The organism is Intestinimonas sp. RTP31139st1_F5_RTP31139_211217, from assembly GCF_040226735.1.
In the GTDB taxonomy this organism is placed as follows: domain Bacteria; phylum Bacillota; class Clostridia; order Oscillospirales; family Oscillospiraceae; genus Intestinimonas; species Intestinimonas butyriciproducens.
The window spans coordinates 276,560-298,694 of record NZ_JBCOAQ010000001.1 but is presented as its reverse complement, the minus strand read 5'-3'; the positions used below and the strand labels follow the sequence as shown (position 1 = coordinate 298,694).

Genomic DNA, 22,135 nt, shown 5'->3' with positions numbered 1-22,135 from the left:
TAGGCAGCAGGGCTGTATCGTCCGGCAGGGAAGAAAACAGGGTTGTTTTTATGAGAGCATGCGATAGACCCGCTGGACCCTGACGCCCAGCCGTGAAAGAAGCTCATTGGGGATGGTCTCCGCAGCGCCGGCCACGGCTGCGGCGTCCAGACCGGAGCCGATGAGGACGGCTTCACATCCAGGCACTGCGGCGGGGATAGCGGTAACATCACACAGAGTCTGGTCCATGCAGACACGTCCCACGATAGGCGCGCTTTTTCCGGCGATCAGCGCGTGGCCCCGTCCGCCCAATGCGCGGGGAAAGCCGTCGGCATAGCCAATGGAGAGCACGGCCAGACGGGTGGGGCGGCTGGCTGTAAAGGTCCGGCCATAGCCCGCCGTATCGCCCGGGGCCAGGACATGGATCGCCGCGACCCTGCATTTCAGTGTGAGTACGGGACGAAGTCCGGAGCTGCCCACCCCGTAAAGTGCCAGTCCGGGGCGGACAAGGGAACAGGGGAGAGCCGGACAAGAGTAGATGCCGGCGCTGGCCTGGATATGGAGCACGCCCGGATCGATCCCGCGGGCCTTCAGATTCGCTGCAAGCGCGAAAAAGGCGTCGATCTGACTGTGAGTAAATGCGCGGTCGGAGGGTGTGTCGCTGTCCGCGGCACAAAGGTGGGTGAAAAGACCTTCTGCCCGCAGGCGGGGAGCCCGGTATACCGCAGCCACCGCGTCAACCTCCGAAGAGGGAAATCCCAGACGATGCATTCCGGTATCCACAGCCACATGGAGCCGGAGGGATTTTCCAAAGGCGGCAAGCTCTTCGGCGTGGACGGGATCTGCAACAGTAAGGATGAGGTTTCGGCGGTGCGCTTCGGAGAATTCCGGAGGAAATGTCCGCCCCAGCACCAGAATATCACCTTTGATCCCGGCACGCCGCAGGGTAGCCCCCTCATTTACGGTGGCCACTGCGAAGGCGCCCACACCCTCCCCGGCACAGAAACGGGCGATTTGGACGGCGCCATGGCCGTAGCCATCCGCCTTGACCACGGCCATCAGGGCACACTCCGGCGGGATTCGAGCCCGGAGCGCCCCTAAGTTATGCCGAAGGGCGGAGAGGTCGATCTCGGCCCAGCAGCGGGCGGGAGCAGGGGATGGCCGCGGCCGCAGGAATCGGCAGAACAGTGCTCCGGCGGCCAGAGAGAGGCAAGCTACGGCGAGAAAGTGAAGAAAATCGTTGTACATCAGCAGAGTGGTCAGGCCGGTCAGGCGGGCGAAACCGCGCAACGCGCCAAGGAGGCCGGGACGATGTCCCTTATAGAGCTGGAGAGGCAGATAGAAAAGTGTGGCGCACAGATAGAGAAGCAGCGTCCGGCGGAGGAAGGGGCACACGGCGCGCCGGCCCTCCCGTTCCGCCTTCGGCAACAGAAAATACCCCGAAACGGTCAGGAAAAAGGGGACGGCCACCCGTGCCAGGATCTGGGTCAGCACATGATCGGCCTCGGGGGAAAAGGCGAGAAGCGGAGAGGTGTGGTTGGCTACGACCAGCAGCGCGGCAGGCAGGCGGAACCAGTCCAGACCCCCGGAGCGGGGAGAGCGGCTCATAGCAGATACTCCTCCAGCGTGAGGCCGCGGTCTGCAATCTCGCGGGCAAAAGGGACGCCCACATACCGAAAGTGCCAGGGCTCCCAACCAATTCCAGTGACGGCCTCCTTGCCCTTGGGATAGCGGAGAATAAAGCCAAACTCCGCCGCCCGGGCCCGAAACGTTCCGCATATGCCGGTATCGGGGAAGGAGAGGCGAATAAAATCCAGCTCAGGGACATTTTCGCCCAGATCAATGGCGAGTCCAGTCTCGTGTTCACTGCACCCCGGGCGGGCCACATAGGTCTGGGTAAAGGCCGGGCCGTTTTCCCGGAGGGACGATGCCCAGAGAGATTCCTGTTCGGCACGGGAGCGCCACCCGCTTACCGGGACAATGCGGGTCCCGGTGTCCAGCGCCTGGAGCAGGCGGCGAAGTGCGTCGGCCGCAGGGCGAAGGAGAAGCACGTCTGGCCGGTCCGGAAGAGCAGGGACCAGGGCCGAAGCGGGCGGAGGAGCAGACAGGGGATGCTCCCGGTTGACCAGTACGAGAAAACCGCTCATGTGCCCACCGCCGTTTCGATGAGCCGGTCCAGCACCTGGGAGAAGGAGAGACCTGCCGCAGCCATCATGGCGGGATAGCGGCTGTGCGCCGTAAAGCCGGGGATGGTGTTGATCTCATTGAAAATCAACCGTCCGTCGGGCGTAAGGAAGAGATCCACCCGTGCCATGCCGCGGCAGTCAAGCGCGCGGTAGAGTTTGGACGAGAGCGCCTGCACGGCCTGTTCCTGACTCGGAGAGATTCTGGCAGGCGTGTGGATTCTGGCGGTGATGAGATGGTATTTCTCATCGTAGGTGAAAAAGCCTTTCTGGAGTTCGATCTCATCGGGGCGGCCCAGCGTGAGGTCCCGGTCCCCCAATACGGCACAGCCGACTTCAAATCCTGAGACTTCCTCCTCAACGACCACTTTGTCGTCTCGCTCCAGCGCGGCTGAAACGGCGGCGAAGAGTTCGGATTGGGCGGTAACACGGGTTACGCCGAAGGAGGAGCCGGCCCGGGCGGGCTTTACAAAAAGGGGCCAGGAAAGCGCGGCAGTCCTCTGGCGCAGTAGGACAAAGTCCTCCCCCGCACGGAAAACCACAGAGCGGGGGACCTCCACACCCGAGGCACGCGCCACCTGATGGGCGAGCTCCTTGTCCATGCATAGAGCGGAGGAGAGTACGCCGCAGCCTGCCACCGGGATACCGGCCAGTTCCAGCAGGCCCTGCACGGTACCGTCCTCGCCGTTGCGGCCGTGAAGGACGGGAAGCGCGGCATCCAGCCGCAGCGTGGAGGGCCCTGCGGCGTTCAGAAGCAGCAGCCCATGGAGCTCCCGGTCCGGTGAGAGGACGGCGGGGACACAGCAGGGGCCCAGGTGCCAGGTGTCGTCCGGCAGCGCATCATAGGGGCCGGTGTAGAGAAACCAGCGCCCATCCCGGGTGATGCCAAGGGGGACGGGCTCATATTTCTGCGGGTCCAGGTGTGTGAGCACCCCATGGGCCGATTGGAGGGACACGCGATACTCCGGGGAGCAGCCGCCAAAGAGAACGGCCAGCCTGCATTTTGACATAAAAAACGCCTCCTAACTGTTGGAACTATCATAATCCAACAGAAAGGAGGTGTTTTTAAGCGGAGCAGTCAGATTCCTGACAAATTCATTTCAGAAATCGAAAGACGTCCTGTAAGACTGCGTTATCGTCTGCCGGCGTCGGCGATATCCTCGCCCACGCGCTCGATGACGCGGCCGGTGCCCCGTACCGCGCCGCCGACCACATTACCCGCCTGATCCACGGCATTCCGGGCGGCATCGCCCACGCCGGTCTCAGGATTGGTGGTTCCGCCGCTCACCTGCCCGTCGGCATTGGCGTCGTAATGGTCGGTGGGGGCTACGGTATCGGTGGGATTCACCGGTTCCGTGGTCGGCGCGTGGGTGGGTTCCGGGGCTACGGTGGCGGTGGGGGCCGTAGTGGGCGTGGGAGTCACTTTGGGTGTCTCATTTTTGCTGCATCCGGCCAGCGCACCGATCAGCGCCAGACCACAGACCAGAGCGATTTGATTGCGCTTCATATCATTGCCTCCTGCATCATACAAAAAATAGGATTCCATCCGTGTCTTATTATGTGCGTACGCCGTGTCCTTACGCCCGGAAAAATTTTTTAAAAGATTTGAAAAAAGGCTTGCAATCGAGAATAATTACTGTTATACTTAACGCAGTAAAAGGAACAATTACTGATTATTGAGAAGAGGAGATGAGCATGAGCGGCAAACGATATTCTCGACAGAGAGAACTGATTTATCAGTGCCTGTTGCATACGGATCAGCATCCCACTGCGGAGATGATCTATAGCTGGCTCAAGCCGGAAAACCCCAATTTGAGCTTAGGTACGGTCTACCGAAACCTGAACCTGCTCTCAGAGGAAGGAATCATTGTGCGGATGCCCTTTCCGGTGGAGCGATATGACGCCGTTAAGGAGCCCCATCCACATTTCCGCTGCCGCAAATGCGGAGGCGTATACGACCTGGAGGGCTTGGAGTACGACCATGGGTTGGACGAGGAGGCGGCCAGGTGCAGCGGGCATGAGGTAGAGCGCCATGAGGTGGTCTTTTCCGGAATCTGTGCCCATTGTGTCGAAAAGCATTGATTTCCAATACAGAATATGGTAAAATTAGATTGTGTTAAAACACAAAAATTTTTTTAGGAGGTTATGTTGCCATGGAACTGAAACTTTATCGTTGTGCGCACTGCGGCAATATCGCGTTCAAACTGGTGGATAAGGGTGTGCCTCTGGTCTGTTGCGGCGAGCCCATGCAGGAGCTGAAGGCCAACGTCACCGACGGCGCTGTGGAGAAACATGTTCCCCAGATCACCCGTGACGGCGCGCATGTGACCGTGCAGGTGGGTTCCACCATTCACCCCATGCTCCCTGAGCACTATATCCAGATCATTGCGGCTGTCAGCGGCAATAAGGTGACCTTCCAGTTGCCCAAGCCCGGTGACGAGCCTGTCCTGAAGGTGGGAAGCAGCGAGCCTGTGACCGCTTACGAGTACTGCAATCTCCACGGCTTCTGGAAGGGCGAGGAATAAGGCGTCCTGCGGCGCGGTGCGCCGAACTGGTACATAAAAAATAGATATTTTGATGAAGGGAGATTTATATCATATGGAACTGAAAGGCAGCAAGACGGAGGCCAATCTGTGGAAAGCATTCGCCGGGGAGTCCCAGGCCCGCAACAAATATACTTATTTTGCCAGCGTAGCCCGCAAGGAGGGCTACGAGCAGATCGCAGCTATTTTTGAGGAGACCGCCGGCAATGAGAAGGAGCACGCCAAGCTCTGGTTCAAGGCTCTGGGCGGCATCGCCACCACGGCTGAGAACCTGCTGGCCGCTGCCGAGGGTGAGCATGAAGAGTGGACCGAGATGTACAAGGAGATGTCCGAGACCGCCCGTGAGGAAGGCTTCCACGCTCTGGCCGATGCGTTTGCCGCTGTGGCCAAGATCGAGAAGAGCCATGAGGACCGCTATGTGAAGCTGGCCGAGAACCTCTCCAACAGCGAGGTGTTCAAGAGAGCTGAGGTCAAGGTGTGGTACTGCCGCAACTGCGGACACCTGGAGTACGGCGTAGAGGCCCCTGAGGTCTGCCCCGTCTGCGGTCATCCCCGCGCCTATTTTGAGATCAAGGCTGAGAATTATTGATCTGCAGCATCATCCATACGGGTGGCCCGCCGCATACTGCGGCGGGCCACCTTTTATCGCGGCGAGGGGAGCTTTTCGGGCAATTCCACCCTTTCCTTTTGGAGAAGGATGTGGTATGTTTATACATATCTAAAAATAGAACACTTTAATTGGGAGGTGCCTCATGCCGGAGGAAATCATGCAAAATATCCATCGGATTCCCGTTCCCCTGCCGGGAAATCCGCTCAAGGAGCTCAACGCCTATCTGATTCGGGGGAAGGACCGTAATCTGCTCATCGACACGGGGTTCCGCCAGCCGGCCTGCCGGGAGGCCCTCTTCGCGGGGCTGAGAGAGCTGGGGCTGCGCCGTGGAGATGTGGACGTGCTGCTGACACACCTGCATTCGGACCACGCGGGACTGGCTCCGGAGGCGGCGGGGGAGACGGGAACGATCTTTGTCAGCTCGGTGGACCGTCTCACGCTGGACAACATGGCGGAGCGCCAGAAGTACTGGGAAGAGGCGGACAACCGGTTCCGGGAAGAGGGATTTCCCATCTCCATGATGATGCAGATCAGGGACAAGAATCCCGCCCGCTCCATGGCTCCACCCACCGGGGGACATTATTCCAGCCTGGAGGACGGCGATGTGCTGGAGGCCGGGGACTACCGGCTGCAGTGCCTGCTGATGCCCGGGCACACCCCGGGCCAGATGTGCTTCTGGATGGAACGGGAGGGCTGCATGTTCCTGGGAGACCACGTGCTTTTTGATATCACGCCCAATATTACCGCCTGGCCACGGATGCCGGACGCCCTTGGGTCCTATCTCAGGAGCCTGGAGAAGATCAGGGCATATGACGTGAAATTGGCCCTGCCCGGTCATCGCCGGGGCGGAGATATGCGCCTGCGGATCGACCAACTCCTCGAGCACCATAAGCGCCGCCTGGAGGAGGCCTTTTCCGCGGTAAAGAACCACCCGGGCCAGCCGGCCTATTTCCTGGCGGGAAAAATGACATGGAAGATCCGTGCCAGCTCCTGGGACACCTTCCCGGTGGCGCAGAAGTGGTTCGCAGTGGGGGAGTGTATGTCCCATCTGGATCACCTGATGGTGCAGGGACGCATACGCAAGGAGCTCCAGGGCGGAAAGGCGGCCTATTTCGCCGTCTGAGAGACGAAAAGAAACGAGGGACACAACATTGGAACAATCGAAGGTATATTTCTCTGATCTCAGGGCCCCGGTGGGCACCAATCTGCTGCGCAAGCTGGAAAAACTGATCCGCAGAGCGGGCATCGGGGACATCGACATGGAAAAGAAGCTGGTGGCCATCAAGCTCCACTTCGGCGAGCCGGGCAATCTCACCTATCTCAGGCCCAACTATGCCAAGGTGGTGGCCGACGTGGTGAAGTCTCTGGGCGGGGTGCCGTTCCTCACCGACTGCAACACCCTGTATCCCGGGCGCAGGAAAAACGCCCTGGAGCACATGGAGGCCGCTTATGAAAACGGTTTTTCACCCTTTTCCACCGGCTGTCATGTCATCATTGGCGACGGCTTGCGGGGCACCGACGATGTGGAGGTCCCTGTGGAGGGGGCGGAGTATATCCAGACCGCCAAGATCGGGCGGGCCATTATGGACGCGGATGTGTTTATCAGCCTGACCCATTTCAAGGGCCATGAGGCCACAGGGTTCGGCGGGGCCATCAAAAATATCGGCATGGGCTGCGGAAGCCGGAGAGGCAAGATGGAGCAGCACAATGCGGGCAAACCCCTGGTGCGTCAGAGCCGCTGCGTGGGCTGCCGGAGATGTTCCAGGGAGTGCGGTCAGGACGCCATTTCCTACGGCGAGGACGGTAAGGCCGGCATCGACCAGGAGAAATGCGTGGGCTGCGGGCGCTGCATCGGCGCGTGTAATTTTGACGCCATCCGCACCCCCGACGACGCGGCCAATGCCGAGCTCAACCGTAAAATGGCGGAGTACGCCAAGGCTGTGGTGCAGGACCGGTCGCAGTTCCACATCAGTCTGGTCATCGATATCTCCCCATACTGCGACTGCCACGACGGAAACGATACGCCCATCCTGCCCGATGTGGGCATGTTTGCCTCTTTCGACCCGGTGGCGCTGGACCAGGCCTGTGCCGACGCCTGCCTCAAGCTTCCCGTCATGCCTGGCAGTCTGCTGGACGACCGGATGCATGAGGAGGGGTTCGTAGACCACCACGACCATTTCATCAACACCACACCAGAAGCCGAGTGGGAGAGCTGTCTGGAGCATGCGGAGAAAATCGGCCTGGGGAGCCGCTCTTATACGCTCATAACAGTGTGAGCAGCAGCCGCAGGGCCGTGTGGGCGCCGCAGAGCAGGGAGGCGCGCTCGCACAGCGCGAGGTAAGCGGAATGTGCGCCCTCATAGCGCCGGTAAAGTGCTTTGTTTCCCGCCTCGCCCAACTGCTGCTCCAGCTCGTCAGCCAAACGTGTGTATTCCGAGTAGACCAGGGGGTATTCCGGCAGCGCCTTCAGCGTCTCATCCTGAAGCTGGAGCAGATAATCCCACTCCCGCAGCAGGCTTTGCAGAAGCTTGTCCATGACTTCACCTCATATGTAGAATTTCTACGTAATTATATATGAATAAATTCTGCATGTCAAGAGGAGCGTGCATAAAATGTCTTTTCCAGACAGATTAAAGGAGCTAAGAGAAGAAAAAAAGCTTACGCAGGAGGAACTGGCGAAAATAGTTGGGCTGACCCTGCGTGCATATCAGCTTTACGAGTACGGGGAAGGATATCCAACATTTAAAAGGCTGATTATTATTGCTGACTTTTTTGACGTTTCCCTGGACTACCTCGTGGGGCGGTCCGATTTGCGGGAGCGGAAATAGGACAGAGCGCCGCCCGTAAGGGCGGAAACCGATTCGGAAAGGAAGTATCACCATGGATACCGAGAAAATCCTGGCCCACTGCGACCATACCCTGCTCAAGCAGGAGTCTACCTGGGAACAGATCAGGGAGGTCTGCGACGACGGCCTCAAATACCGCTGCGCCTCGGTCTGCATTCCCGCCGCCTATGTGCGCCGGGCGGCGGAGCACGTGGGCAACGCGCTGAAGATCTGCACGGTCATCGGGTTCCCCAATGGCTATTCCACCACTGCCGTCAAGGTATTTGAGACGGAGGACGCCATCCGCAACGGGGCCGACGAGATCGATATGGTCATCAATATCGGCTGGGTGAAGGACCGGCGCTGGGAGGACCTGCTCACAGAGATCAAAGCCGTCAAGGCATCCTGTCAGGGAAGGATATTAAAGGTCATCGTGGAGGCGTGCCTGCTCACGGAGGAGGAGAAGATCAAGATGTGCGAGATCGTCACCGCCTCGGGCGCGGAATATATCAAGACCTCTACCGGCTTTTCCACCGGCGGGGCCACCCGGGAGGATGTGGCCCTCTTCGCCAGGCACATCGGATCTGGCGTGAAGATCAAGGCGGCAGGCGGCATCTCCACTCTTCAGGACGCGGAGGACTTTCTGGCGCTGGGCGCGGACCGTCTGGGAACGTCCCGGATCGTCAAGCTGGTGAAGGGACAGCAAGGGGAAGGATATTGAATGGCAGGACCGGCTGCGGTTCAGGAGAAACCGGAGCCGGTCCCTTAATGCGGTTAATACTTTTGAAACAATTCTGTAAACTTTTTTTGATAATGGCGAAATTGCAGTTGCGCTTTGGTAAAATGTGCGTTATAATAAGCCCGTGCTCGGAGGAATGGACCTTATCGTAACGTCTGTACCGTACCGGGCATTGATTTTGAAAGGAAGGTAGATCAGTTTGAAGAATTTTAAGAAACTCTCCGCTCTTGTTCTGGCTGGTGCAATGGTCTTCTCGCTGGCGGCCTGCGGCGGCAATAGCGCCAGCACTCCCACGCCCGCCCCTGCGGACACCAGCGCTCCCGCCGACACCTCTGCCCCCGCCGATACCACCGCCCCTGAGGCAGTCACCAATCCGGACGAGATCGAGGACAGCATGACCTCTGCCGACGGTACTTATGAGGTCGCTTTTATCACCGATGTGGGCCAGCTCAAGGACAAATCCTTCAACCAGGGCACTTTTGACGGCGTGAAGCTGTACGCCGTCGCCAATGGACTGAGCTACAAGTATTATCAGCCCGCCAACGGCAACGAGGCCACCGACGACGACCGTTACGACGCCATGAAGGCCGCCGTTGACGCCGGTGCCAAGGTGGTTGTGGCCGCCGGCTTTATGCAGGAGAACGCCCTGAAGAAGGCAGCTGCCGAGTTCCCCGACACCCCCTTTGTCTTTATCGATGGTTATCCCCTCTCCGATGAGGCCGGCAATACCCTGACCAATGTGGCGGCTGTGGCCTTTAAGGAAGAGCAGTGCGGCTACTTCGCCGGCTATGCCGTTGTGAAGGACGGCTTCACCAAGCTGGGCTTCTCCGGCGGCGGCGGCGGCACCAACGATGCCTGCTGCCGTTACGGCTATGGCTTTGTCCAGGGCGCCAACGCCGCTGCGGCGGACATGGGCGTTACCGTGGATATGAACTACTCTTGGGAGTACGGCTCCAGCTTCAGCGCCTCTCCTGAGCTGCAGACCATGGCCAATGGCTGGTATGAGAGCGGCACCGAGGTCATCTTTGCCTGCGGCGGCTCCATGTTCCAGTCCATCGCCGCTGCTGCTTCCGCCAACGACGGGTTTGTGGTCGGCGTGGACGTAGATCAGTCCAGCCAGTCCGACACTGTCATCACCTCCGCCATGAAGGGCCTTTCCGACGCTGTCGAATGGGCCGTGGCCAAGGTCTATGACGGCACCTTCTCCGAGATCGGCGGCGTGGCGACCTCTCTGGGCGTTAACGAGAACTCCGTTGGTCTTCCCACCGACACCTGGAGCCTGGAGAATTACCCCGTGGAGGAGTACGAGGCTCTGTATCAGGAAGTGCTGGATGGCACCCTGGTGGTGGACAACGACTTCACTAAGCTGGAGACCACCGAGTGGTCCAATGTGAACCTGAACGTCATCTAAAATCCGCTTTTTCATGAAAAGGAGGAGACGCCTTTCGGGCGTCTCCTCCTTTTTGCATGTGGAGAATAGGGGCGGGATTATTTGCAGCAGCCGGACTGCACGTCGCGGAAAGCGTCTCCGCAGGCGATGGTATTGGGGGGGAAGAACTCATCCACGGGGAATTTGACGTGGCGGAAAATCTCACAGGGGTCATCCTCGCCGCCGCCGCAGGCGCACTCCTTGTCGGGCATGCAGTAATCATACACCGGCATCAGAAGCTGAGTCTCGCGCTCCAGGCGAATGATGGAGAACTGACCCAGGGTGACATAGACCCGCTTGCCCTCGCCGCCGAAGCACAGGTCGCTGCCGAAGCAGGCGCAGATGCAGGGCGGGATCTCGGTGAGCTCGCAGTCACAGGGACGGCACTCGCAGACGTCCACCAGCTTCATATTGAGCACGATGGGATCTACGGCCTCCACAACAGCGGTAGGCAGGTTGCTCTTGCGGATGTTCTGCTCGTCCAGCGCCTCAAAGGCGGCTTCAGAGCTGAAAATCTTGGCGTTACCCTCGCTGCCGAAGAGAATGACGCGCTTGTCAAAAACGGCAAGGCCGCAGATCTCCACAGGACGGGCGGCGCCCACAAAGGCATCCGCGGTTACGCGGTAGAAATAGCGGACGTCTACAGTATAGAAGCCGCGGTTAAAGCCGACTGGCTCCACATCGATGTACACGTACAACAGCTCCGCGGTTCCGGCCTTGATGCTGATGGCGCGGTCAATGGCGCATTGAGAGCTCTGCGTGGGGTAGAAGCGAAGATCTTCGATACAGTCCTTATCGCGGCAGCTATCATAAATCTTTTTCGTGTGTATGCACACGGCCTCCCGGATACAGGCGGCATCCTGCACGGGACCGGGCACGACCTTTTCAGGCATTGCAATACCTCCTAAGAATAGTGTCAGGATGGGGAAGGCAGAGAGGCTGTTCCCTCTGCCTGGGGCTTCCATCCCATTCTATGTCTTAGAGGCGGATTGGTGCGCCGTGTGCGCTGCGGAAAGTGGTGTACGGCGCGGGGATAAAAAGGAGGAGCCCGCACGAGATCCATCGTGCGGGCTCCTTTCGGACCCGATCGTCGAGTTAGAAGAACATCGCCCAGCCCAGGAAGCCCAGGCAGGCAACCACGCCGGTAAAGAGAAGAACGATGACAAGGTAACCCATTACGTTGCGGGCGGACAGCCCGGCGATCCCCAGGGCAGGCAGGGCCCAGAAAGGCTGGATCATATTGGTCCACTGATCGCCCCAGGCAATGGCCATGGCGGCACGGCCATAATCGATGCCCATTTCGGTGGCAGCGGGCATCACGATGGGAGCCTGCACAGCCCACTGGCCGCCGCCGGAGGGGACAAAGAAGTTTACGATGCCGGCGGACAGGAAGGTGAGCATGGGGAAGGTGACGTTATTGGAGATGTTGGTGAAGAAGTTGGCAATAATGGAGGCCAAAGAAACGCCGTCGCTGTTGGCGGCCACCATCAGGCCCATGATGCCGGCATAGAAGGGGAACTGGAGCAGGATACCGGCGGCACCGGAGGCGGCCTCTCCGATGGCGTCTACATATTTCCGCAGGTCGCCGTGGAGCAGGATGCCCAAGAACATGAAAATCATGTTGACGATATTGAGCCCCAGGTTGAAGCCATTATTTACAAAGTAATAGACGATGTAGGCAAAACCGAGCACCAGCGTGATGATCCACAGGATCTTGTTGTGCTCGATTTTTGCGGCAGGGGTGTCAACGACATACGATTTCTCTTCCTCGTCCACGAGGAGGGCGGGGTCCACGACGATGGTGTGTGCGGCATCAGGATGCATGGCATAGTTGACAAAAGGCATCAGCACCAGAATGACAAGGCACATGATGAGGTTCATAGGATGAAGGATGGTAGCCGTGGTGGGAGCCTGATAGGCCACCCCCAGAATCTCGGTGGTGCTGGAGAGCTGCAGAGGAATGGAACCGGAAAGGCCGGCGTGCCAGATCACAAAGCCGGAATAGGCGGAGGCGATGAGCAGCGGATAGTCCACGTCACGGACCCGACGGGCGATCTCTTTGGCAAGCAGAGCGCCGGCGATGAGGCCGAAGCCCCAGTTGAGCCAGCAGCAGACGGTGGACACGAAGGTGGTGATGAGGATGGCGCTCTTTTTATCCTTGGCCAGAGAGGCAATGGCGCCTAGGACTCTTTTACAGACCTTGGCGGACGCCATGGCAGAGCCGAGGACCAGAACCAGGGCCATCTGCATGGAGAAGGACAGCAGCCCCCAGAAGCCCTTGTCGTTACCCCAGGCATCGACAAGAGCCATAGGAGTCTGCTGCGTACCGATCATGGCGCCGATAAACACCACGATGGTCAGGATGATGGCGAACAGGAACGGATCCGGCAGCCATCGGTTGACTACGCGTACGCAGCCATTGGTAAACTTTTTGAACATGCGTTTTTCCCTCCTTACAAAACTGATTGTGAACGAATCCCAACACAATTTGTTCACAATTACGGACTACATTATATACGAAAAATATAGTTTGTCAACCGAGGGGAGGAAGACACGAGGATGAAACGGAAAATAGATTGCAGTGCAATGGATACAAGGTTTTTTTCAGTAAATGGAAAGAAAGATGAAAGACTTGCGTTCTGGTTCGCGGAACAATAAACCGTCATTTTAAACATATAAAAAACAGAACTTTTTTGACGAAAAAAGTGACAAAAAATTAAATTTTAAAATGGTAGTACCAATATTAACAGGGAATTGCAGACAAAACGGAGCGGCGAGAGGGGATGCTTGCGGGCGGAATAGAAAAACGTGCAGAGAAAAACCTCTGCACGTTTCAAAAGAAAGAGATTTTAATCAGCGACGGGCAATTTCGTGACGCTTGGGACCGGTGGAGACGAGTGTGATGGGAACGCCGATCTCCCCCTCAAGAAAGTCCACATAGTTTTTGGCCGCCTGGGGCAATTTGGCGTAGTCGATTTCGCCGCGAATGTCGCACTTCCAGCCGGGCAGCGTGGTATAGACCGGCTTTGCCTGTTCCAGCAGGCGGGTAACGGGAAAATCACGAGTGACCTTACCGTCGATCTCATAGCCGGTGCAGACCTTGATTTCATCCAGATAGCCCAGCACATCCACCGCAGTGAGGGCAACTTCGGTGGCCCCCTGTACCATGCAGCCGTAACGGGTGGCCACGGTATCGAACCAGCCCACCCGCCGGGGACGCCCGGTGGTGGCACCGTATTCACCCGCGTCTCCGCCCCGACGGCGCAGCTCATCGCCCTCATCCCCGAAAAGCTCGGACACGAAGGCGCCCGCGCCTACAGCGCTGGAATAGGCTTTGGTAACGGCCGTGATAGTCTGGATGTCGCTGGGCGCGACGCCTACGCCCATACAGCCAAAGGCGGCCAGCGTATGGGAGGAGGTGGTGAACGGATAGATGCCGAAGTCCGGGTCCTTCATGGCGCCCAACTGCGCTTCCAGCAGGACCTTTTTCCCATCCGCAAGGGCTCCCTTCACAAAGGTCAGGGCATTGCCGACATAAGGGGCGATCTGCTCACGATAACCCATAAGCTGCTGGAAGAGCGCTTTGGGGTCCAAAAGCGGCTTATGGTAGAGATGTTCAAAGAGCACGTTCTTGATTTGGCAGACCTGCTCCAGACGCTCCATCAGCCTCTTTTCATCAAAGAGCTCGCAGACTTGGATGCCATATTTGGCATATTTGTCGGAGTAGAAGGGGGCGATTCCGGACTTGGTGGAACCGAACGCATGACCGCCCAACCGCTCCTCTTCATATTGATCCTGGAGCACATGGTAAGGCATCAGCACCTGGGTCCGTTCGGAGATGATGATGTGGGGGGCGGGGACGCCTCCCGCCTCCAGGTGTTCCAACTCTTCTAAAAATTTCGGCACATCCAGTGCAACGCCATTTCCGATGATATTGGTGATGTGGGGATAAAACACGCCCGACGGAAGTTGGTGCAGGGCGAACTTCCCATAGTCACAGATGATGGTATGGCCGGCATTGGCACCGCCCTGGAACCGTACGACAACGTCGGATTCCTCAGCGAACATATCGGTGATCTTGCCCTTGCCCTCGTCGCCCCAGTTGGCTCCGACGATTGCTCTGACCATAATGATTCCTCCTGTGTTTTTTCATTCTGAGAACTGAGGTATTATATACTAATGTGGACCGGGATGCAAGAAAGAATTAGCCAATTAAAGTATTTTTCAGGATTTTTCTGGGGAAAGTTTTTGTAGGGAAGTGGGGAGCGGCAGGAGAAAGACGGGGATACCCTCTGCGGGGGAACCCAGGGACCACATGGGGTAGAAGAGGGATAAGCCTTCTTCTGTAAGGTAAAACCGCTTTGTAGAAAAATAAGAGGCCACTCTGGTCTCTACATCCTCAAAAAGAAGGGACTCTCCCCCTTGGAGGCGGTCCAGAGCCTGATGTTGCAGCGCTTCGATGATCGGTTTTTTCCAAAACAGACGGGGCGGGAAAAATTCAGAGAGGGTCTTGGGCGTGCCTGATCGAAGTTCCCACGTCTCTGCGGTGCGGACTGTGAGAGGGCGGGTGCCGTTTTGACGCTCGGTCACATCTACATAGAGGCTGGAGAGGCCGTCACGCTCCAAGGTGACATGATAGACCAGCTCCGCCTCCCAGGGCAGGAAGGGACGGGAGCCGGCTCTGGCCTCCTGGAGGGCGGCACAGGCACGGGGGTAGAGGACGGCGGCCCAGCGGTTTTTCCAGAGCTCTCCCAGATGCCGGTAATACCGTTCCATCCGGCGGTCTGGACGCCTTTCCTCAACCGGAAGGGGCAGGGCTTGGGAGAGGGAGAGCACCGGCTCCCCCTCATGCTCCAACGTCTGCGTCCAATGCTGTGATTTCCACATAACTTAACCACCTCGTTTCTATCCTATGTGGCGCGTAGAAAGTGGTGAAAATCTGGAAATCATCCTTTACTTTCATACTTCACAGTGGTAAAATAGAAGCGGCTCGATGCCAAGGATAATGAAAGAGGTGTCTTCCCAATTATGACGAAAAAAGCCGATAAGGAGCATGGCGACCTGCTTTACGAGAGCATCCTGACCCTAAAGGATCTGGACGAGTGCAAGAAATTTTTTGAAGATCTCTGCACGGTGGCGGAGCTGAGGGCCATGGAGCAGCGGTTTGAGGTGGCGCTCCTCCTCAGCGATGGGATGATCTACAATGATATTCTGGAACGCACCGGGGCCAGCAGCGCCACCATCAGCCGAGTCAACCGCTCGCTGAACTACGGCGCGGACGGCTACAAGAATGTACTGCCCCGCGCCAAGGAGATCCGGAAGAGGTATGAACAGGAGGACGAATGAGCAGCTATGAGGCCCTGGCGGCCCGGTACGATGCCCTTACCGCTGACGTGGACCATCGTCGGTGGGCGGATTATATCGAAAAGCAATTCCAGAAATGCCCCATTCCCATTCATACCGTGCTGGATTTGGCCTGTGGGACAGGGGAGATGACATGTCTGCTGGCGGAACGGGGTTACGAGATGATCGGCGTGGATCAATCTCAGGATATGCTGGCCGTGGCTGCGGAAAAGGGCCGACAGGTAAGGGGAGAAGCCCCGATCTTTCTCCAGCAGTCCATGCAGGAGTTGGATCTGTACGGCACCATCGACGCCTGTATCTGCTGTCTGGACAGCGTCAACTATGTAACCCGCCCGGCCGATCTGCGCCGGGCGTTTGATCGGGTGCATCTTTTTCTGATGCCGGGCGGACTGTTCCTCTTCGACATAAACGCGCCGGGGAAGCTGCGGGGACTAGACGGGGGCATATTTCTTGACGAGACAGAGGACACTTACTGTGTCTGGCGGGCGGACTGGTCTGAACGGAGAAAGATCTGCACCTACGGAATGGACCTCTTCTTCCGGGAGGAAGGCGGCCTCTGGCGCCGGGAGGAGGAGGTCCATGAAGAACGGGCTTATGAGCTGGAGGAGCTGGAAGCCTACCTCTATGGAGCGGGATTTTCCAAGGTGCGGCAGTACGGCGAACTGAAGTTACGCCCGCCCGGCGAGGATGAGCAGCGTATATTTTTTGCAGCGCGAAAGGAAATGATAGAGATCCATGGATGAGATCGTACGCATGATTGCAGCCGATGGCACGGTGAGGGCCGTGGCCATAACCGGAAAAGATATGGCAGAGCGGGCACGGCAGATCCACAAGACGCTGCCTGTGGCGACCGCCGCCTTGGGACGCACCTTGATGGGATGCGCCATGATGGGCTCGGATCTGAAGACGGAGGACGGCTCAGTCACCCTGCGCATTCAGGGCGGAGGCCCCCTGGGCAGTATTACAGCTGTGGCGGACAGCCATGGGAATGCCAGGGGCTACCTCCAGAACGGGCAGGTGGATCTGCCCCGGAAGGCGCCTGCGAAGCTTGATGTGGGCTCTGCCGTGGGAACAGACGGGTATCTCACGGTCATCAAGGACATTGGGCTCAAAGAACCCTATGTGGGCAGCGTGGAGCTGGTAAGTGGGGAGATCGCGGAGGATCTCACGTCTTATTTTGCGGTCAGTGAGCAGATCCCCACCGCCTGTGGTCTGGGCGTCTTGATCAATACTGATCAATCCGTCCTCTGCGCCGGTGGTTATATCGTGCAGCTCCTGCCCGGTGCCGACGACGCTGTGGCGGGCCGGCTGGAGGGTGCTGTAGGCAGGCTGGGACCGGTGACAGATGTACTCAACCGCGGCGCCGACGCGCAGACCCTTCTGGAGCAGCTGCTGGAGGGGATGGGAGCGGAGCTGCTGGAGAGCGTGCCGGTGTCCTACCGGTGCTATTGCAGCCGGGAGCGGGTGTCCAGGGCCCTGATCAGTTTGGGCAGAAACGAATTGGAGCATATGATCGAAGAGCAGGGGGAGACGGACCTCACCTGCCAGTTCTGCGACGCGGTTTATCACTTCTCAAAAGAGGAGTTGAAGACAATCTTGCAGGAGGCGACCAAGGCGTAGCAGAAAGCTCTCATGCCGCGGAAGGACCTTTTCCGCGGCATGAGAAAAAAATCTCAAAAAATGGTCAAATTAGTGTTGACAGATTGAGGCTGGTTTAGTATAATAACTTTCGCCGTCTGAAAAGAATGGCCAACAGGGGAGCATAGCTCAGCTGGGAGAGCGCATGCCTTACAAGCATGATGTCACAGGTTCGAGCCCTGTTGTTCCCACCATGGGTTGATAAACCCAAAGTGTCAAATGGCGTGGTAGTTCAGTTGGTTAGAACGCCGGCCTGTCACGCCGGAGGTCGAGGGTTCAAGTCCCTTCCGCGTCGCCATTTGCCTCTGTAGCTCAGTTGGTAGAGCAGGGGACTGAAAATCCCCGTGTCGCTGGTTCGATTCCGGCCGGAGGCACCAAGGCTTCTCCGGAGGATACGCTGTGTATCCTCCGGGGGAACTTTCCCTCTTTTGCAGTATCAATGGCAGATCACATGCATAAGATAGACTGTGATTTGCAGGTGTAGCTCATCTGGTAGAGCGCCACCTTGCCAAGGTGGAGGTAGCGAGTTCGAGCCTCGTCACCTGCTCCAGCAAATGATAGCAGGAGCGTTTTGCTCCTGCTATCCATATGGCGCCATAGCCAAGTGGTAAGGCAGAGGTCTGCAAAACCTTTACCCCCAGTTCGAGTCTGGGTGGCGCCTCCAAAAAGAAAGACGTCTGCTTCGGGCAGGCGTCTTTCTTTTCATGCGGGCGTGGGGTTTATTCTGCGGGTGGATGTCAGATGAGCCTGATCTGATGCGGGAGGGGGAGCGGGCATGGAGCTGGAAGGACTGGGCAAGTGGGGACCGCTGTTGCAGGAGGAGTATAAAAAGGAGTATTTCCTCCGGCTGGCCGAACGGGTTGATACGGCCTATTCCCGTGGGGATCCCAGGGTATTTCCGCCCAGGGAGGCGCTCTTCCGTGCGTTTTCTCGTACACCGCCGGAGCGGGTTCGGGCAGTCATCCTCGGCCAGGACCCCTATCCTACAAAGGCACACGCCGATGGACTGGCCTTTTCCGCGCGGGAGGGAATTCGTCCGCTCCCGCGCTCTTTACAGAACATCCTGAAGGAACTGAGAGAGGATGTAGGGGTAACGCCCTCTCATGGAGCCGGAGATCTGTCTGTATGGGCCGATCGGGGTGTGCTGCTGCTCAACACGACGCTCACCGTGTATGAGGGGGCTGCGGGCAGCCATGGCCGCTGGGGCTGGGAGCAGTTTACCGCGCAGGCCCTCCGGCTTACCCGGGCACTTCCGCAGCCGGTGGCCTATCTCCTGTGGGGCGGCCATGCTCAAAACACCGCTGCGGGAGCGGGGATTCCGCGCTCGGGGGCAGGCGTGTTCGTCAGCGCACATCCAAGCCCGCTGTCTGCGGGCAGAGGATTCTTCGGCAGCCGGCCATTCAGCCGTGTCAATGCCTTCCTGCGGGAAAAAGGCGGGGAAGAGATCGACTGGAGCCTGTAGCACGGCGGAGGGATCAAGCGCATCTTTGGGGGCCGGTCCGCATACCCCTTGTACGAGGGGGTATGCGGACATGTCTTTTTTGGAGCGCCTGGGTGATTGGATCTGGAATCCATGGCTTTTGGGTGCCTTCTTGCTGTTGGGGCTCTATTACTCCATACGCAGCGGATTCTTCCAGCTTTTTGAGTTCCGGCTCTGGATGCGCGCTACGGTAGGGTCTCTTCTGCACTCGAAGCGCGGGGGGGAGGCGGAAGGGATCACCCAATTTCAGGCCCTGTCTACGGCGCTTGCCTCCACCATTGGTACGGGCAGCATCGCAGGTGTGGCCACCGCGATTTTTTACGGGGGACCGGGGGCTGTCTTCTGGATGTGGATTTCGGCGTTCCTGGGGATGATGACCGGGTGTGCGGAAAAGACGTTGGCCGTCCGCTACCGCCACCGTGGGAAAAACGGGGGCTGGGAGGGCGGCCCCATGGATTATATGGAAAAGGGCCTGGGACTTCGGGGCCTGGCGCTGGCCTTCTCTCTCTTCTGTGTCTGCGCCTCCATCGGCGGGGGAGATATGGTGCAGGCAAATTCCATTGCCACCGCCCTGGAGGCGGCGTTCGGCTGGGACCGGCTGGCCGTGGGTGCGGTCACCGCCCTGCTTACGGGGCTGGTGATCCTGGGCGGGATCGGCCGCATTGGAAGGGTCAGCGAAAAGCTGGTGCCCGCCATGGCGGTTCTGTTCCTGGCGGGCGGGGCCGCTGTGCTGTGGGTCCACGCTACGGCCGTTCCGGCCGCCCTTTCCCGAATTGTGGCGAGCGCTTTTGCGCCCAAAGCCGCGCTGGGGGGGACGTTGGGCTATTCCATGGCCTCCGCCATGCGCTTCGGTGTGGCCAGGGGAGTGTTCACCAATGAGGCGGGTCTGGGCTCCTCCGCTATGGCCCATGCCGCGGCGGATGTGGAAGAGCCGGCGGAAGAGGGGATGTGGGGTGCGTTTGAGGTCTTTGTAGCGACGCTGGTGGTCTGTACGGTAACGGCGCTGGTCATTCTGACCTCGGGCGTCTATGACGAGACAGCGGCGCTTCTGGCCATTCAAAGTGGAGGCGTGGACAGCTCCATGCTGGGCTCTGCGCTCTCCGCCGCGGCATTTTCCACTGTCATGGGGGCCTGGGGCGGCCCCTTTGTGGCGGTGTGCCTTCTGATGTTTGCCTTTTCCTCACTCCTGGGCTGGAGCTATTATGGGGAGAGGGGTCTTGCATATCTTACAGGCAGCGACCGGTGGGTTGGGTGCTATCGAATGGTATTCCTTCTCTTTGTCGTGGCGGGCAGCGTGGGAGACGTGGGACGCGTGTGGCAGGTGGCGGACATCTGCAACGGTATGATGGCTCTGCCCAATCTGGCCGCGCTGCTGCTCCTGTCGCCGGAGGCCCTGCGGATGATTTTTCAGTGGTCGCTGCGGCAGAAAAAGGCCCGAAAAGGCCAGGGAGGCGTTTCCGGAAGATAGCACGAGTATTGCGGGTGCATCTGAAAGAGAGAAAGAGATACGCGGCGGCGTGCCATCCGAAGGGAAAAGAAACGCCTAGGACCGCCGGAATGGCAGTCCTGGGCGTGTTTGCTTGGCAAAAGAGAAACGCTAAGAGAGAATAGGCACCTCGGCCCAGTCCTCCGTCCCGGAACCCGCCTCCGGTACAGAGGAGGGCTCCGGGGCGGCTTTCCCCTCCACAGTGAGCGTGTAGCCGTCTAGAATGGAGGAGGACTCCCCCTCGGCCTGAGGGGCGTGGTCGATCGTGACGAGGTCCCCGGCGTTGAGAAGAACAGCCACCGGATTCTGCACGGCGGACAGGGAATAGAATACCTCCTCGCCCTCCAGACGGATGAAGTAATAGGTGGTACCGTCCAGCACGGCGGATCGGATCTCCGCTACCGTACCCGAGACCTGGGTCTCGATCCGTTCTTCCGGAGCGGCAATGCCCTTTTCACCCAGCAGGCGCAGATAATCCTGCTCACAGGCCGCCACAGTGTCGCCGATGCCCACCAGATTGAATTGCCCCACATTGACCATGGCATATTTTTTTACCAACTGCCGGTCGTCCTTCAGGGCGATGAAGTAGGTGGGCTGGTCGGAAATATTGAGCAGGAGCGGGAAGGTGGAACGGTAGCCCTGATCCTGGACCATCCCCTCGGCGGAAGCCCGGGCAGATTGCTCGGTGGCACCGGGAATGGTGTAGAATTTGGTCTCTTTGGTGCGCTGGTTGCACAGGAGAAAGCCCAGATTCGACTGATCGCTGGTAGCGGAGGTGACGCCGGTGTACATATATACGTCGTCGTTGAGCGCAATATAGTTATAGCCCTCGGTCGTGATCTTCACGTCCCGCTGGCCGAACACGGAGTTGATGAACCCGTGGACCAGCGTGCCGTAATAGTCGTACTGCTCCATGATGAGAGAGGCGAGGTAAACTCTGTCCACCCACTGCGGGACCTCTTCATGGTAGGAGCATTCGCCGGTAACAGCGTCCATGAGCACCGCTCCCCGGATATCCGTGCCTCCAAAAAGACCGATGGTCTTGACCACACGGGGACAGACCCACCAGGGATTGCCGGACTCGTCAATCTCAAAAGAGGGGGTGGCGAAAAGAAAGGTGGGATACTGAAAGCGCAGATGGCGCATCACGTTGCGATTCAAAGGCTCGGAAGGGGAGTATTTGATTCCCTGGCCATCGGGAAGGCGGACCACCTTGACCTCCTGGGAGACCATATCCACCACAATGTAAGCGGGCAGACCGTTGGAGCGGTTGGTGAACCACCGAATAAGATCGGCGTATTCCAGGGGGGCCACACGGACGGGACTGCCCTGATAGTTGATCTGGGTGGAGTCGTAGGCCACCTCAAACTGGCTGGCCATGTCGGGAATGGTACCCATCTGTGTGGTGCTCAGATATCGGGCGGAGTCCTCGTCCAGCAGAGGAATTTCATTAAAGGAAATTTCCTTTACATCTGTTGAAAAATCGCCCTCTTCCACCTGGAGAAGCTGCCGATAAGCGCTGGCGCGAAACAGCGGCATGGAAATCACACTGCCTACCACGCCGACCAGGATGAGAGCGGCCATGAGAATACCCACCGGCAGACACTGGGACTTGATGAAGCGGAAGTATTCTTTGAGTCCGCCGCCCGGGTCCATGTGAAAGCCGGTGGTGAAGAGCGCCGAGATCACAAAGACCAGGCAGAGCACAAAAACAAACACGTAGAAATTGCTGTCCTGGAGGTTGAGCGCGGGGAGGGAGACATAAAAGTAGATGAAACCAACCACGGCGGTGATCAGCAGGCTCTGAAGGACGGCGCCGAGCTTGCTTTTAGGCCCTCGCTGCTTTTTGTTTTCCATAGT

At 58.5% G+C, this 22,135-nt stretch carries 23 protein-coding genes and 5 tRNA genes; 18 read left to right on the top strand and 10 right to left on the bottom strand.

The features are described from left to right. Positions 1–48: 48 nt before the first annotated feature. The 4 genes from alr to ABUA09_RS01650 all read right to left on the bottom strand — a co-directional run bounded on the left by alr (position 49) and on the right by ABUA09_RS01650 (position 3,669). Positions 49–1,587, bottom strand: coding sequence for an alanine racemase (gene alr / locus ABUA09_RS01665; protein WP_279204748.1), 1,539 nt, complete (start codon positions 1,585–1,587; stop codon positions 49–51). Then, on the bottom strand, positions 1,584–2,126 hold the full coding sequence (locus ABUA09_RS01660) for a M15 family metallopeptidase (protein ID WP_279204746.1): 543 nt from the start codon (positions 2,124–2,126) through the stop codon (positions 1,584–1,586). Before ABUA09_RS01660 ends, alr begins: the two co-directional genes overlap by 4 nt. Next, positions 2,123–3,172 (bottom strand): D-alanine--D-serine ligase VanG, encoded by a 1,050-nt coding sequence (vanG, locus tag ABUA09_RS01655; protein ID WP_033119017.1) that lies wholly within the window; start codon positions 3,170–3,172, stop codon positions 2,123–2,125. Before vanG ends, ABUA09_RS01660 begins: the two co-directional genes overlap by 4 nt. A gap of 122 nt (positions 3,173–3,294) precedes the next feature. Next, positions 3,295–3,669 carry a hypothetical protein gene (locus ABUA09_RS01650; RefSeq protein WP_033119018.1) on the bottom strand — a complete coding sequence of 125 codons (375 nt, stop codon included), beginning with the start codon at positions 3,667–3,669 and terminating at the stop codon, positions 3,295–3,297. 188 nt (positions 3,670–3,857) lie between these two features. Between ABUA09_RS01650 and ABUA09_RS01645 the strand changes: the two genes are divergently transcribed. The 5 genes from ABUA09_RS01645 to ABUA09_RS01625 all read left to right on the top strand — a co-directional run bounded on the left by ABUA09_RS01645 (position 3,858) and on the right by ABUA09_RS01625 (position 7,591). Then, on the top strand, positions 3,858–4,244 hold the full coding sequence (locus ABUA09_RS01645) for a Fur family transcriptional regulator (protein ID WP_081959972.1): 387 nt from the start codon (positions 3,858–3,860) through the stop codon (positions 4,242–4,244). Positions 4,245–4,315: 71 nt separating this feature from the next. Beyond that, positions 4,316–4,687, top strand: coding sequence for a desulfoferrodoxin family protein (locus ABUA09_RS01640; protein ID WP_033119020.1), 372 nt, complete (start codon positions 4,316–4,318; stop codon positions 4,685–4,687). Between the two features lie 73 nt (positions 4,688–4,760). Then, entirely contained in the window at positions 4,761–5,294 is a 534-nt protein-coding gene (gene rbr, locus ABUA09_RS01635) for a rubrerythrin (RefSeq protein WP_033119021.1), read from the top strand. 163 nt (positions 5,295–5,457) lie between these two features. Next, complete coding sequence (locus ABUA09_RS01630) at positions 5,458–6,438, top strand: MBL fold metallo-hydrolase (RefSeq protein WP_033119022.1); 981 nt, start codon at positions 5,458–5,460, stop codon at positions 6,436–6,438. A 28-nt stretch (positions 6,439–6,466) separates the two neighbouring features. Then, positions 6,467–7,591 (top strand): DUF362 domain-containing protein, encoded by a 1,125-nt coding sequence (locus tag ABUA09_RS01625; protein WP_058117771.1) that lies wholly within the window; start codon positions 6,467–6,469, stop codon positions 7,589–7,591. On the opposite strand, the gene ABUA09_RS01620 is transcribed toward ABUA09_RS01625, so the two are convergent. Further along, positions 7,578–7,850 carry a hypothetical protein gene (locus ABUA09_RS01620; RefSeq protein WP_033119024.1) on the bottom strand — a complete coding sequence of 91 codons (273 nt, stop codon included), beginning with the start codon at positions 7,848–7,850 and terminating at the stop codon, positions 7,578–7,580. The genes ABUA09_RS01625 and ABUA09_RS01620 overlap by 14 nt on opposite strands. Before the next feature lie 76 nt (positions 7,851–7,926). On the opposite strand from ABUA09_RS01620, the gene ABUA09_RS01615 reads away from it, so the two are divergent. The 3 genes from ABUA09_RS01615 (at position 7,927) to ABUA09_RS01605 (ending at position 10,289) form a co-directional block, all read left to right on the top strand. Further along, the gene (locus tag ABUA09_RS01615) at positions 7,927–8,142 is read left to right on the top strand and encodes a helix-turn-helix domain-containing protein (protein ID WP_033119025.1); all 216 of its coding nucleotides are present in this window, start codon (positions 7,927–7,929) and stop codon (positions 8,140–8,142) included. A gap of 52 nt (positions 8,143–8,194) precedes the next feature. Next, entirely contained in the window at positions 8,195–8,860 is a 666-nt protein-coding gene (deoC, locus tag ABUA09_RS01610) for a deoxyribose-phosphate aldolase (protein ID WP_058117770.1), read from the top strand. A gap of 217 nt (positions 8,861–9,077) precedes the next feature. Further along, positions 9,078–10,289, top strand: coding sequence for a BMP family ABC transporter substrate-binding protein (locus ABUA09_RS01605; RefSeq protein WP_058117769.1), 1,212 nt, complete (start codon positions 9,078–9,080; stop codon positions 10,287–10,289). A 77-nt stretch (positions 10,290–10,366) separates the two neighbouring features. Here ABUA09_RS01605 and ABUA09_RS01600 read toward each other — a convergent pair whose 3' ends face one another. The 4 genes from ABUA09_RS01600 to ABUA09_RS01585 all read right to left on the bottom strand — a co-directional run bounded on the left by ABUA09_RS01600 (position 10,367) and on the right by ABUA09_RS01585 (position 15,194). Further along, positions 10,367–11,200, bottom strand: coding sequence for a hypothetical protein (locus ABUA09_RS01600; protein WP_033118524.1), 834 nt, complete (start codon positions 11,198–11,200; stop codon positions 10,367–10,369). A 202-nt stretch (positions 11,201–11,402) separates the two neighbouring features. After that, positions 11,403–12,746 (bottom strand): short-chain fatty acid transporter, encoded by a 1,344-nt coding sequence (locus ABUA09_RS01595; RefSeq protein ID WP_075703927.1) that lies wholly within the window; start codon positions 12,744–12,746, stop codon positions 11,403–11,405. Positions 12,747–13,160: 414 nt separating this feature from the next. Next, on the bottom strand, positions 13,161–14,435 hold the full coding sequence (locus ABUA09_RS01590; protein ID WP_033118522.1) for an adenylosuccinate synthase: 1,275 nt from the start codon (positions 14,433–14,435) through the stop codon (positions 13,161–13,163). Positions 14,436–14,531: 96 nt separating this feature from the next. After that, complete coding sequence (locus ABUA09_RS01585; RefSeq protein ID WP_143433266.1) at positions 14,532–15,194, bottom strand: RsiV family protein; 663 nt, start codon at positions 15,192–15,194, stop codon at positions 14,532–14,534. 141 nt (positions 15,195–15,335) lie between these two features. Between ABUA09_RS01585 and ABUA09_RS01580 the strand changes: the two genes are divergently transcribed. From ABUA09_RS01580 to ABUA09_RS01535, 10 genes are all read left to right on the top strand, one after another. Next, entirely contained in the window at positions 15,336–15,653 is a 318-nt protein-coding gene (locus ABUA09_RS01580) for a YerC/YecD family TrpR-related protein (protein WP_033118521.1), read from the top strand. Continuing rightward, positions 15,650–16,414 carry a class I SAM-dependent DNA methyltransferase gene (locus ABUA09_RS01575; RefSeq protein WP_033118520.1) on the top strand — a complete coding sequence of 255 codons (765 nt, stop codon included), beginning with the start codon at positions 15,650–15,652 and terminating at the stop codon, positions 16,412–16,414. Before ABUA09_RS01580 ends, ABUA09_RS01575 begins: the two co-directional genes overlap by 4 nt. Beyond that, positions 16,407–17,291 carry an Hsp33 family molecular chaperone HslO gene (gene hslO, locus ABUA09_RS01570; RefSeq protein WP_227152126.1) on the top strand — a complete coding sequence of 295 codons (885 nt, stop codon included), beginning with the start codon at positions 16,407–16,409 and terminating at the stop codon, positions 17,289–17,291. Before ABUA09_RS01575 ends, hslO begins: the two co-directional genes overlap by 8 nt. A 136-nt stretch (positions 17,292–17,427) precedes the next feature. Beyond that, positions 17,428–17,503, top strand: a tRNA-Val gene (locus tag ABUA09_RS01565). Positions 17,504–17,530: 27 nt separating this feature from the next. Further along, a tRNA-Asp gene (locus ABUA09_RS01560) sits at positions 17,531–17,607 on the top strand. 3 nt (positions 17,608–17,610) lie between these two features. After that, positions 17,611–17,686: transfer RNA gene (locus ABUA09_RS01555), tRNA-Phe, on the top strand. Positions 17,687–17,783: 97 nt separating this feature from the next. Further along, positions 17,784–17,859: transfer RNA gene (locus ABUA09_RS01550), tRNA-Gly, on the top strand. Positions 17,860–17,899: 40 nt separating this feature from the next. Further along, a tRNA-Cys gene (locus tag ABUA09_RS01545) sits at positions 17,900–17,973 on the top strand. Between the two features lie 111 nt (positions 17,974–18,084). Further along, complete coding sequence (locus ABUA09_RS01540; RefSeq protein ID WP_033118530.1) at positions 18,085–18,771, top strand: uracil-DNA glycosylase; 687 nt, start codon at positions 18,085–18,087, stop codon at positions 18,769–18,771. 70 nt (positions 18,772–18,841) lie between these two features. Beyond that, positions 18,842–20,257, top strand: coding sequence for an alanine/glycine:cation symporter family protein (locus tag ABUA09_RS01535; protein WP_033118518.1), 1,416 nt, complete (start codon positions 18,842–18,844; stop codon positions 20,255–20,257). Between the two features lie 129 nt (positions 20,258–20,386). Here ABUA09_RS01535 and ABUA09_RS01530 read toward each other — a convergent pair whose 3' ends face one another. Further along, the gene (locus ABUA09_RS01530) at positions 20,387–22,132 is read right to left on the bottom strand and encodes a CvpA family protein (protein ID WP_279204142.1); all 1,746 of its coding nucleotides are present in this window, start codon (positions 22,130–22,132) and stop codon (positions 20,387–20,389) included. Positions 22,133–22,135: the final 3 nt, after the last annotated feature.